Origin of the sequence: Streptomyces sp. NPDC001750 (assembly GCF_042892615.1) — a bacterium.
Classification (GTDB): Bacteria; Actinomycetota; Actinomycetes; order Streptomycetales; family Streptomycetaceae; genus Streptomyces.
This window is the reverse complement of record NZ_JBIAUE010000018.1, coordinates 160,373-172,897: the sequence shown is the minus strand read 5'-3', so window position 1 is coordinate 172,897 and position 12,525 is coordinate 160,373. Positions and strand designations below refer to the sequence as shown.

6 protein-coding genes are annotated in these 12,525 nt (G+C 71.4%); 2 read left to right on the top strand and 4 right to left on the bottom strand.

Annotation, left to right across the window (positions count from 1 at the left end):
- Positions 1-222 precede the first annotated feature (222 nt).
- The 4 genes from ACFYY6_RS25900 to ACFYY6_RS25885 are packed head-to-tail and all read right to left on the bottom strand — an operon-like array spanning position 223 to position 8,424.
- Entirely contained in the window at positions 223-1,482 is a 1,260-nt protein-coding gene (locus ACFYY6_RS25900; RefSeq protein WP_389195380.1) for a TIGR02679 family protein, read from the bottom strand.
- Entirely contained in the window at positions 1,473-5,588 is a 4,116-nt protein-coding gene (locus ACFYY6_RS25895; protein WP_389195377.1) for a TIGR02680 family protein, read from the bottom strand. The genes ACFYY6_RS25900 and ACFYY6_RS25895 overlap by 10 nt, the downstream gene beginning before the upstream one ends.
- Positions 5,585-6,817 carry a TIGR02678 family protein gene (locus ACFYY6_RS25890; RefSeq protein WP_351623853.1) on the bottom strand — a complete coding sequence of 411 codons (1,233 nt, stop codon included), beginning with the start codon at positions 6,815-6,817 and terminating at the stop codon, positions 5,585-5,587. Before ACFYY6_RS25890 ends, ACFYY6_RS25895 begins: the two co-directional genes overlap by 4 nt.
- Positions 6,814-8,424: a TIGR02677 family protein gene (locus ACFYY6_RS25885; protein ID WP_389195374.1), complete on the bottom strand. Its 1,611-nt coding sequence runs from the start codon at positions 8,422-8,424 to the stop codon at positions 6,814-6,816. Before ACFYY6_RS25885 ends, ACFYY6_RS25890 begins: the two co-directional genes overlap by 4 nt.
- Positions 8,425-8,687: 263 nt before the next feature.
- Here ACFYY6_RS25885 and ACFYY6_RS25880 point away from each other — a divergent pair, with 263 nt between their 5' ends.
- Both ACFYY6_RS25880 and ACFYY6_RS25875 read left to right on the top strand, forming a co-directional pair.
- Positions 8,688-9,971, top strand: a complete 1,284-nt coding sequence (locus ACFYY6_RS25880) for a serine/threonine-protein kinase (RefSeq protein WP_389195371.1) — start codon at positions 8,688-8,690, stop codon at positions 9,969-9,971.
- Positions 9,972-10,007: 36 nt separating this feature from the next.
- Positions 10,008-12,518 (top strand): C-terminal helicase domain-containing protein, encoded by a 2,511-nt coding sequence (locus ACFYY6_RS25875; protein ID WP_389195368.1) that lies wholly within the window; start codon positions 10,008-10,010, stop codon positions 12,516-12,518.
- The last annotated feature ends 7 nt before the right edge of the window (positions 12,519-12,525 follow it).

Sequence of the window (12,525 nt, the reverse complement as noted above, 5' to 3'; positions counted from 1 at the left end):
AGATCCAGTACCGCCCGGACCTGGTCGACGGATGCCTCGCCAGCACCGACCTGATTATGGACGACTGACCGACATCACGAATTCAAGTTCAGTAGCGACGCCGACCTATCAGCGATCACCTCGGCAGCCGTGCTCGCCGAGGTGATCCACTCCCAGGTCGATGCCGCCGCGATAGGCGGACGCTCTCCCAACCACCTTTGCCCAGCTGGGCGGTCACGATCCTCACGCGAGATCGGACAACAACAGCTCCAGTTCCCTCTCCTCCTCGACACGAACACCGAGTTCGGCGACGGCCGCAGCGAGTGCGGGCTCCCAGGGAGTCTCCGTGGGGGTGCTGGCGAGCGGTGACAGTGGAGGTGAGGCGCAGCGGAGCACGGCGGCGCGGTAGTCCGCGGCCGTGTAGCGCCAGGGCCGCCACGGGACGCGGCGGCGAAGGACGCCGGCGATCCGGAGCCCGCCCCAGTCGAAGTCCCCGTGGTAGTACAGGGTCGCTCCGTGGGCGTGCAGACCACGGAGCAGTGTGAGGGCGGCGGCGGAAGGCTGGCCTTGGAGGCAGACCAGGGGCGGGCAGGCAGGACCGAGCACGTCGGCCGCCGCCGCGAGGACGGTCGGATTCTCGCAGATTCGCACCATGGGAGCGGCGACGGCCGGAGGCTTGCGGGTGAGCTGGCGAAGGGTGAGCACGCAGGGTTCGCCTTCTTCGGCCAGGCGGTCCAGGGCTGGGGTGCCGCGCAGGTTCAGGGTCAGGACGGTCGAGGACAGCTCGTCCCGCAACAGTCCCACCGAGGCCCAGGCATCGCGTCGCCATTCGGCGCCCTGCCCCTCGTGGAAACCGGTCAGCGCACGAGCCCCGGACAGGGTAATGGTGGCCAGCGGTGTGCCGTCATCAAGGGCGTGAGCCCAGCCGAGGACCCGGGCGGCGAAGGCGGGTAGCGAGACGACTGGGACGGCGGGGAGTGCGCGCAGGGCGGTACACACCCCGGTGAGCAGATCGAACGTGACGTCTGGAGTGCGCCCCAGGCGCCGCGCCAGGCCGTCGGCGCGAATCCGGGCCGCCCACTCCGCAAGCGCAGGGACCGCAGCGACAAGCTCGTCGAGCGGCGTGTGCGCCCGCTTCCAGGCGTCCTCCTCCACTTGGCGGGCTTCGACGGGCGATGTGACAGGCCCGGTGAGCGCCGCGACCGCGGCGGCGAGGCCATTCGGGCTTGCGCCCGAACGGCGCAGTACGGCGTCGACCGCTTCCAGCCGTACGGTCAGAGACCTGCCGCCACCGGGGGCCCGGGCGAGAAGTCGTTCGGCCGCCGCCCGCTGGGCCGGAGTGGGATCAGCCAGGGACACGGAACCAGTCAGGGGCTGCCCGGCCACCAGTCGTCGGCGCGCTCGTTCGACGAGCCAGGAGATGTCCGGTGTGCCGAGCAGCCGGGCGAGCCGCGGGCTGTCGACTGCTTCGGTGCCGGGCTCAGGCCCGTGGGTCAGTTCCACAGCGGCTCGGGCTCCTCTCCTCCGGGCGCGTCCTGGGGCGCGTGCCGTATGGGGTCCTCGCGGCGCTGCCGTCGCGTGCCGTCCCACTCCCAGCGGGTGACGAGGACCGCCGCCACCTCGTCGATCCGGGACAGCTGGGCGATGGCGATGCCGGGCACCTGCGGGTAGCAGGACCACTCCCGTTCGCTGGTCATGACCACATCGAGGTCGAAGGCGCTCAGCAGGCCGAGGCACTTGGCGCGGGAATCGTCGTCCACGCCGGCGAACGCCTCGTCGAGGGTGACCAGGCGGGGCGCGTGCGGGCTGCCCGCGCTGGCGTAGTGAGAGGAGGCGGCGGCGAACAGCGGTACGGACACGGCGAGGACGCGTTCGCCGCCGGAGGCGGGGCCGGTGGCCGGGACCCAGCGCCCGTGCTGGTGGCGTTCGACGCCGAATTCGTGCCAGGAGCGGTAGTCGAGCGCGGCGGTGAGGTGTTCGAGCCAGCTGCCCGACCCGTCGTCGGACTGCTGGCGGGCGATCTGGGCCTGGAGGAACTCGCCCACCGCCGCGCGGTCCTCCGAAGTCCAGGCGTCCGCGGACTGGCGCAGCCTCTCGCGGGCTCGGGCCAGTCCGGACGGGGCCTTGCGCGAGGCCCGCCATACCAGCCGGAGTCTCATGCCGGTGGAGGTGGGACGGTCCTCCAGTTCGGCGTTCATGTCCCGCACCTGTCGTTCGGCGGCACCGATGAGTTCCTGGAGGGTGCCGGCGACCTCGGTGATCAGGTGAGTTTCGAGGATCTCGCGTTCGTGCGCGGACAGGATGCGGGTGAGCTCGCCGACCTCCGTGGCGAGCGCGTCGGCGAGTTCGGGTACGGCACGCTCGCGCCCCTGGTAGACGATGTCGACGACCACGCCGTCCTCGACCATGCGGGCGGACGCGCTGTGCCCGTGCCGGGACAGGGTGTCCTGCAGGGTCTTGAGTTCCTCGCTGAGTCGACGCTGGACGCGTTCCCAGGCGGCATCCGTGTCGTCGACGTTCGACAGGCCGGATTCGATGGCGCGGGCGAACGCGATGGCCGGGGTCGCAGCCCAGTGACCGTCGTCCGAGGCGGGGACGGTGGCCTCGGGCAGCGCGACCGCGACCAGGCCGGTGGCCGTGAAGCGCTGGAGGGCGAAGATGGCCTCCGCACGTGCGTCGACGGCTTCGGCGAGGTCCTTCTCCAGTTGCTCGATCCGCCCCTCGGCCCGGCTCGCCTCCCGGTCCGCCTGGGCGTGACGCTGCCGGGCGTTCTTCTGGTCGGTCTCACAGATCCGCTGGGCCTCGGCGGTCTCGGCGAGGCGCCGTTCGAGTTCAGCGACGACGGCGCCGACGGTGGAGCGCAGGGTCTGGTGGCGTTCGTCGGCCGCGGCCGCCTCGCGCACCGCCTCTTCAGCCCGCTGGGCGAGGTCTGCGACCCGCTCCTTCGCCTCGGCCGCCTCGGCACGCTCGTCGTCCACCTGCCGTGCGGCCTCCCCTTGTTCGCGCAGCGCGGGCCACAGAGCCGCCAGCGTGGCGGCGAGGGAGCCGAGGGCGTGACGCACGGCGGTGAGTCCGGCCCGATCTGCGGGCAATCCCAGATCAGTGGCGGCCTCGGCGAGTTCGGCGGCGGCCCGCTCGGCGTGCTCAGCCGCCTCGGTGGCCTCGGTGGCGCGCTCTTCATACCGGGCACGAGCCTTGCGTACGGTCTCAGCGGCTGCGCTCACGAGCGCGTGCGCCCTGGTGAGCGACGACTCGTCGGGGACCTCGGCGAGCTCGGCGTCGAGCATGCGCCGGCGTGCCGCGATCGCCTGGGACCGAGCCGCGAGATTCTCCGATTCCTCGCGCAGGGAGACGAGTTCGATACCGAGCAGGGCGACGCGGGCCCGGCGCGCCGCCTCGCGCGCGCCTTCGCCGATGTACGTGGCGGCGGGCTTGGCCCATGTACCGGTGAGTGCGCCGACCCGAAAGCGCCCGTCGGGTGCCACCCATGTCGCGGCTTCTCCCCTGCCGTCGAGGCCGATGGCCGCGAGCAGCCGGGTCACCGTCACCTCGTCCACAGCGGTGGCTTGTCGATCGCCGTGGTCCAGGGCCGGGCACAGCACATCCGCCAACGAAGGGCCGCTCACCACCCCGTTCGACGGGGAGAACAGGACATCGTGTCCGTCCACCGCCAGGACGGAGCCGTCTGGCAGCACCCATGCGTCGAGGAGGCCGGAGGCTTCGAGCGCCGCTTCGAGCCCGGCGTGGTCGGCTTCAGGCAGTTCGTCACGGAAGTCGACCAGGCGCCAGAGCGGCGCGCCTGGCAGCGTCTCGCGCAAGCCGGGGGTGCGCGTCGCCGGGGGCTGGGGTTCGCTTCCGGTGCCGGCTTCCAGTGCGGCGAGATCGCGACGGGTCTCGGTGATGCGCTCTGCCAGCTCCGTGGTCTCGCGGGCGGCTTCGGCCGCCTGGTCGGCGAGGTCCGCCGAGCGGGCGGTGTGCGCCCGGGTGGCCTCGACCCGCGCCGGGTAGGGACCGTCGAAGTGACGGGTCCACTCCTGGAGGTCGTCCAGGAGGCCCGTCTCGTCGGCGTAGGCCAACTCCTTCCAGGCGCGGGCCCTCTCTCGCACGTCGTCAAGGAGGGCCCGGTCTGCCCGCGCCGCGTTCTCCTCCGTCTCGCAGTGCGTCTCTGCGGCCAGTGCGAGGTCGGTCTCCGCCTCGTCGAGACGGCCCGCCGCCCGACGGTACGCGTCGGCGGCCTGCTCGGACGCTTCGAGGCGGCCCTCGACGTGGGCGAGCGCCCGCTGGGTGCGGGACGCGGCGTCCTCGACGGCGCGCTGCGATTCGGGCTCGGGCAGCATGACGTCCGCCGGCAGGACGACGTGCGCGGCGGCTGCCTGCTCCCGCGCGTGGGCGTACGTCACTTCGGCCCGGCCCCGTGCGGCGCGCAGCCGGTTGTCCGCGGTGCCGAGCCGCCCGAGCGCCTTGGTGTGGAGGGCGTCCGCCTGCTCCAGGTCCCCCCGCGCCCGGTCGGCCTCTTGCGTCGTTCGCAGCACGGCCTGCGCGGCGTGCTCCAGCTCTCGGGCGTCGCGCATCTCGGGCGCCTCGCGCAGCGCTTTCTCCTGGGCCCGCAAGCGTTCGCTGGTCTCAGCCAGGGAGCCGATCTCCTCTTCGGCTGCCGCTCGCTTCTCCACCGCGCCGGTGCGCCGCTCCTGCGCCTCTGCCAAATCTCGCTGTACGCGCTCGTAGCGGGAGTGCTCGGCGCGCGGAAGCCGGGCACGGCGCCGGGTGGCGATCCGGGCGTACCGCCTGTAGTACTCCAGGAAGGCGGCAGCAGCTCGCTCGGCGGCGGACGCGGCGGCCAGCTCGTCCTTCTCCTCGTCCAGGGAGCGGAACGCCTCGGCCACGTCGGCGATGACGGCCTGGTCCATGGGCGGCAGCGCCTCGGTGAGGGCGCGGGAGAGAGCGGCTTCGTTGGGCCGCTTGGAGAGCTGGGGCTGGCGCAGCTGGATGAGCAGGTCGATGAGGGCGGCGTACCGCTGCTCTCCGAGGCCGAAGAGTGCCTCGTCGACGGCCCTGCGGTACGCCTTGGCCTGGTCGTACACCAAGCCGTACCCCTCGACGGCCTCGGCGAGGCGGTCCCGGGACAGGGCCGTGCCGGTGGCGTCGAGGAGACGGAAGGTCCCCTCCGCGCGCTCCGTGGAGCCGTGGGCGACGCGTTGACGGGTGACGGCGTACCAGTGCCGGGCGATGCCCCGTCCGCTGACGGCCTTGAGCCCGCACAGCAGCGTACGGAAGTGCTGCTCGCCGGTCGTGTCGTCGAGCCTGCCGAACTCGACCCAGGTGTAGCCGAGCCGTTCGGAGTGCGGGTGCTCGCCGCCGAGGAGGAGGTTCCATTCCATCCGCTTGCCCGGGTCGCCGTCGGGTTCGACTCGCCGCGGGCTGAGGTCGCCGTCGAGCAGGAACGGCAGAGTCAGGGCGAGCACCTTGGATTTGCCGGTGCCGTTGTTGCCGCGCAGCAACAGGCGTCCGTCCCGGAAGTGGAACTCCTCCACGTCGTAGTGGAACAGGTCGACGAGCCCGATGCGCAGGGGCTGCCAGCGGGAACGCCGCGGGGTGGGGAGGCGGGTCACGAGGTGGCCTTTCGCTGCGGAGGCACGGGGGCGGAGCCGGGTTCGCGGATGACGGTCTCGCCGACCGCGTACCGGGCGAGGGCGGGTCGCACCATGACCGCGTACGGATTACGGGAGACCAGGCCGAGCGCGGTGAGACGGTCGAGGGCCTGTTCGACGAGCTCGGTCTCCATGCCTGGTTCCCGGGCGGACTTCGACCAGAAGCCGCCGTGCTGGGAGGCGAGTTCACGGACGCGGAGGGCAAGCTCGTCGAGAGGGACGGGGCCGTCTGCGGCGGCCAGGTGCTCGGCGATCAGCAGGGTGACGTGGCCGTGGGTGCCCTGCTCGGGCATGCGGACATCGGTGAGGTCGTCTTCGGGGTCGACCATGGCGATCCCCTCGGCCCGGACCTCGGCGACCAGCCCGGTCAGCTCGGTGATCCTAGCGGTGAGGAAGCCGCGCTGCCGGGTGAGGTAGCCGAGCTCCGCGTCGGTCAGGTCGTCGTAGTAGACCACCGGGTCGTCGAGCAACCTGCGAGTGAGTGAGCGGCGCATGGCGCGGAAACGCAGTTCGTCACTGTCCAGAGCGGTTTCGGCCACGAGTTCGGCGAGGCGGTCGTCGAGGGTTGCCGCAGAGATGGTGGAGGGGCCGCGGTGGGAGGCCAGTAGTCCGGCGAGGACGCGACGTTCTACGTCGTACAGGACATCCCCCGCTCCGCTGACGTAGGCATCTTCCTCGCCCGCGACCCGACGCAGCACGCCGTGGCCGAGCAGCAGCCGTACGACGGCGGCGAGGTCGAGGCGCTCGTCGCGGCGTTCCAGGGCGAACTCGATCCCCGTCGCGGCGAGTCGGGGATCGGCGGCGTCGAGGACGATCTGGTCGGCGAGGCGCCCGAGGGCGATCTGGGCCTCGCCGCGTTCGAGGGCGGCGAGCGCGAGACAGAGCAGAACGTAGCGGCGGCGGGTGAAGGGAGCGGCACCGCGGGTTGTGTCCCGCGCGGGGTGGGTGGGGTCGGTGAGGACACCGGGACTCTTGCGCAGCCGGGCGGCTTCGGTGTCCACCTGGAGTGCCCAGCCGGTGTTGCGGTCGAACCACTCCCGTAGTTCCGATGTATGCCGGCGGACGAGGCGGAACTCGTCGGCGTACCGGCCGCGCGCGAGCAGAAGCGGCTGCTTGAGCAGGGCGCGGGCCGCCTTGCGCAGCTCGGCGGCGTGCTGGCCGTCCAGCACCTCGGCGAGTGGTGTGGTCATCGGCCGGGTTCTCCGTCCGTCAGGCCGTCTCCGCCCGCAGGACCGCGTCCCCCCATGAGGTCGACGATCTCGATGAGGTGGTCCGGGCCGCTGAAGACTCCGCCGGGGGTACGAACCTCGGCGGTCGTGCCGTCGGCGAGTGCGGTGAGTCTGATCTCCATGGAGCCGTCGTTGCTGGTGGCCGTGGTGTGCCGCATGCCGGGCCGCCACGTGGCCAGGGCGTCCCCGAGCAGCTGGAGGAACAGCCCGAAGGAGCCAGGGTCGAGCTCGCCGAGACCGGACAGGCGCGTGACGCCATGGGTGACGAGCCGGGCACGGGCAGCGGCCGTTTCGGCGGCCTGCTTGGCGGCGGTCTCGGCGAGCAGGCGCCGCCGCTCCTCCCGGTCCTCGACCTTGCGGGGCTTGCCACGCCGCTCGTAACTGCCGGTGCGGCGCAGTTGTGGGCTGATGCGCAACGGCTCGGCCTCGGCCCACGGGGTGGCGGCCGGGACGGGCCGCGCCGCGCGGGCGGCGAGGGTGTCGGCGTCGACGGTGAGGTGCCGGGCCGGATAGAGGCCGAAGGCGGCCCGCCACAGCCGGTGCCGGGCGTCGTCGTCAGGCGCCTCGGCGAACCAGCGCGCGAGCGTGCGAAAGTCGGCCGAGCGGTCGGAGCGGCCGGCCCGGCGTTCGTTCAGGGCTCGTACGACGGCCAGGAGCTGGGGAATCGCGCCGAGCGCCCGACTGCGCAGGAGCCTGGCCTGCGACTCGCGCCCGTCCCTGCTGATGAACCACGCGCCGAGCCCTGACCAGCGGGCGGCCCACCGCTCGTACACCTCCCGCTCCGCGTTCGCGGCCTCCTCCGGCGAGGCGTCGGCGGCCTCCCGCTGGGCGGCTGCCCACAACAGAGGCTCCACCCTCCCGTCCTCTTCCAGCTCCAGGATCAGCCGCGCGATCCGCCCGCCCAGCGTGATCAGATCTTGGATGAACCGCTCCAGGTACTGGATGAGCCGGTCTTTGTACGCGAGGAAGACCTCCTCCTCGACGTCGTGCAGGTCGATGGTCCGCTGGAGCGATCCCATGAAGGCCCGGGCATTGTCGGCGAGCGCGGCGAACCGGCTGGCCAGCGTGTCGAGCGCCAGATGAGTCTTGGCCGGATCCGGCTCCTCCTCGGCGGCCAGGACGAGAAGTGCCCGCAGCTGGGTGACGATGTCGTGCAGGGCCACAGCCTGGAGGGCGCCGCGGCGCCCGAGCGCCTCGTCGTAGGCGGACAGCGCCTCCTCGACGGCCTCTCCCTCCCGGGTGAGCTGGTAGATGAATCGCTTCCGGTAGAAGTCTTCGACTGCGGTCACGCGGGCGGTGTCGGGGTCCGCCCGCAGGTTGCCCCAGCCGACGAGCTTGTCGAGCGCGCCGGCGACGGCGTCCAGCTCGGCGGGACGGATGTCCGCCGGCAGCGCGGTGTGCACCTCCTCGGGCCGCAGGTGGACCGCGAACCGTTCCTTGGCCGTCAGGAACGCCCGCATCACGTGGCGGTAGAGCGGGGTGTTCGGCACGGTGAGGTGAGCGAAGGGGCCAAAGCCCGACGGCTCGGGAAGGGGGCCGGTGGAAGTGCTGGGGGCGGTGACGGTCATCGCCCGCCATTATCCCTGGGGCGCGGCGACCGCGGAGGGATACCGAAGTACCCAGCTGATTCACGCCTCCCTGATCGGCTCGGAAGGGCAGGGCGAAGCCTGAGCTCGCGGAAACTGTTCTCGATCACCACTGGCTGTATCCGGCCAGGGCATGGGCGGTCTGACCCGAACCCGGCCCTATGTCGGACACCGCCGATACCCTATGGCCCGTACGCGCGCGACCAGCGCACGGCCTTCGGTAGATCTTCGAGGTGGGGACCAGAGTGAACGCAACGCCGCTGAGCCCGGACGATCCGGCCGAACTGGGCGGGTTCACGCTGCTGGGACGGATCAGCCACGGCGGCATGGGCCAGGTCTACCTCGGCGAGTCCGCTGCCGGTGAGGCCGTCGCGGTGAAGGTGATCAAACCCACGGTCGTCGACTCGGAGACCCGGCAGCGGTTCGCCCAGGAGATCGAGGTCCTCAAGACGATCTGGGGACCGCGCGTCGCCGCGTTCGTGAAGGCCGACACAGAGTCGGAGCAGCCGTGGCTCGCGACCGAGTACGTGGAGGGTCCCGACCTGCGTCGGCTCCTCGACACCCGGGGTGTCCTGTCGCCCCTGGCGGCCGCTTCGCTCGGAGCGACCCTTGCCGAGGCGCTGGCCGGAGCCCACAGCCAAGGGCTGCTGCACCGAGACCTCAAGCCGGCGAACATCCTGCTCGGCCCCAACGGCCCCAAGATCATCGACTTCGGCCTCGCCGTCTTCGCCGAGTCCAGCGCCTCCCTCACCGCGCCGAACATGGTGATGGGCACTCCTGCCTGCGTGTCTCCGGAGCAGGCGAACGGGGAGAAGCCGCTGACGGCCCCGGTGGACGTGTACGCGCTCGGGGCGGTGCTGCTCTTCATGACCACGGGCCACTATCCGTACCAGGCCGATCACGTACAGGTGCTGTTCAGTCACATCGTCGACCCCGACAAGGACCCTGACCTGTCGGGAGCCCCCGAGGAACTGGTCGGCCTCCTGTCGTCCATGCTCCGATACGCGCAGCAGGACCGTCCGACGATGGACGAGGTCGTCACCGAGTGCGTGGCGGTCATCAAGGCGCACGGGGCGACCGTGGCCCAGGCCCGACGGCAACTGGCCTCCCTCACCACGGTCGCGTACGAACCGCCGGGGCCCTCCCCCGTACCGGCTCCCGCCCCGCCGCTCACGGATGCCGAGGCCTTCGCCGAGGTGTCGACTCTCCTGGCACCGAACCCGGCGGCCGTGGCGCCGACCGTACCGCTGCAGCAGCCCGCCACCCCCGCCCACCTGCCGGGCTACACCCCGACGGTAGCGGTGCCCCCCAGGAGACCGAGCCCACGGCCGAAGCCGCGCCGCAGCCCACGCCCGCGTCGCCTGCCGGCCCGCGCCGTTCCGCCGCCGCGCTCCGGATCGCGGCACAGTTGCGGGAGACGTACGCGTCGACAGCGCCGTTCTGAGCGGACCGGCAGGCAGCGAGACGCCGGGGCGGGCCGGACAGAGGTGACCATCGCCCCTTGTCCCGGGCCGTGGCCCGCACGATGATCTACACAGTTCAGCGGCTATCAGGAGGTACCGCGGGTGACCGCCCAGCAGTCCAGTGGGCAGCCCGTCCCGAGCACCGGTACGAGCCTCCCGCCCGGCGCCCAGATCGTCGTACGCGATGAGGAATGGCTGGTCAAGAACGTCACCCGGACCGATCACCACGGTGATCGCATCGAAGCCGTCGGGATCTCCGAGTTCGTCCGCGATCAGGAGGCCGTCTTCTTCACCGGCCTGGAACGCACCCGCGACGGCGCGCCCGGCATCGAGCTGATGGACCCCGCCAAGACCACGCTGATCAGCGACGACTCGCCGAACTTCCGCCGTAGCCGGCTCTTCCTCGAAGCGATTCTCCGCAAGACCCCGCTGCCCCAGTCCGAGCGCGGTCTGGCCCTCGCCGACAGCTTCCTGCTCGACTCGCTCCCCTACCAGCAGCGGCCCGCGCAGCTCGCGCTCTCGGGTCAACTGGCCCAGGTCTGGCTGCCCGCCGAGGGCCGCTCGGTGAGCGAGGTCCCGCTGTTCCCGTACACCCTGCTCAAGTCCTTCCTCTCCTCGCACGCCGCGCTGAGTTCGACGGTCGAGACCCGCATCAAGACGCTGGAGAAGAAGAACGACCCGGACGCCACGGGCGCCGAACTGGCCGCGCTCCAGCGTCTGCGGGAGCTGACGATCGGTCTGGCCGCGCAGGACTCGGCCAAGTTCACCGCTCTCGTCGAGCAGTTGAAGGCGATCGGGGTCGGACCGCGCAGCGAGACACGCGTCGTGGTCTTCTCCGAACGCGTCCAGACCCTGGAGTGGCTGCGGTCCGTCGTGCCGGCCGCCCTCGGTTTCAAGGGCAAGGCCTTGGAGGAAGCCGCCCGTGTGATGCACGGCGGCCTCTCCGACGAGCAGCAGATGAGTTGCGTCGAGGACTTCGGCCTCGCCGACACACCCGTACGCATCCTCTTCACCGGTGATGTGGCCTCCGAGGGTGTCAACCTCCACTGGCAGTGCCATCAGCTCATCCACTACGACGTTCCGTGGTCGCTGATCCGCATCGAGCAGCGCAACGGCCGTATCGACCGTTACGGGCAGGTCCACAAGCCACAGTTCCGCGCCCTGATCCTGACCAGCGAGGTGGACGGCGCGAAGGACGACCGCACGGTCGCCGAGCGCCTCCTTGAGCGGGAGGACGAGGCACACCGCTCGCTCGGCACGGCGGAGGCGGTCTCCGGCCTGTACCGCGCGGAGGCCGAGGAGAAGTCGCTGATCCAGGACCTGCTCAAGGGCCGGACGGTCGACGAGTCGCTCCAGCACACCGCCAATGAGGCGGGCGGGGCGGACGATTTCCTGGCCGACTTCTTCGCCCAGGTCGACGACGTGTCCGCCGAGCCCGCCTCAGAGGCCTCCACGTCCGGGTCCGCGCCGGACGATTCCTCGGCGCCGCCGAAGGCCCACGTGCCCCGTCTCTTCACGACCACCCGCGAGTTCGTCGACGAGGCGGTACGTGAGGTCTTCCCGGACGCCCAGCAGTCCCTCGGGATGGACCGCGACCCCGAGAACGGCCTGATCTCCTTCAGGCCTCCGGCCGACCTGGTGCACCGGCTGAAGGCGCTGCCGCCCGACTACCGCCGCGAGCAGCGCCTGAGCGCCGGCAGCCGGGCAAAAGCCAAGCCTCCCCCACAGCCTCGCGTTACGTTCACGGAGCAGCTGTTCCAGGAGCTCGCGGAGGCCGGCGGCAGGATCGTCAAGAGCGGCAGCGGTCCGGACTTGGAGAAGTGGCCGTCCCGCGTCGCCGCGGCACGCAGGTCTGGAAGGATTCCGGAGACGAAGGAGCTGTACGGGGGCTGGTGCCCTGGCGGATACGAGATCAAGCTCGTCGACATCCCCGCCTGGCGCCTCGCCGTCCTCGCACCCGTCCCCGTTCCCTCCCGGCTCGCGCGGCCGCACGCCGTGGTCCGGGCCATGCAGAACGAACAACAGCCACTGCGCCTCACAAAGCCCGTCCAAGGACGTGCCCTCCGGCTCGTCCAGGCGCTGATCATCGCTGCCGAGGCCGTAGGACATTCCAGTTCGGCAGGACAGACCGGCTTCGCGCCCCCGTCTCATCGCCGCCGCAGGCCAGGGCATCTCCCCATTTCACCATCACCGCACAGGGCCAGACCGTGGGGTTTCTCGTCCTCCAGGAGCAGGACCGGACCGAGCACGTCGCCACCGAGAAGGAGCTCGCCGCGGCCAAGAAGGACTCCTGGGTCAGGATCCCCCGCTTCGACTACACCCCGTCCGAACGGCTCCGTTTCGTCCTCAGCGGCGGCCAGCCACACCGGGCAAGCGAATGGTCCGACACCCCCGGCCGCCCCCTCGAAGACCAGCTCGCCGAGATCGCCCAGGAGGTCACCCTCCGCGGCGAAGCTGCTGAACGCAGACGCCAGGACGAGATCGAAGCGGCACGCCAGAAGCGCATCCGCTGGGAAGCCGCCATGGAAGAAGCCCGCATCCGATACGCCGAGGCGTACCGCGTCAGGCATTTCGAAGCGCAGGAAGTGGCATGGCGCCACGCCACCCGACTGACGGAGTA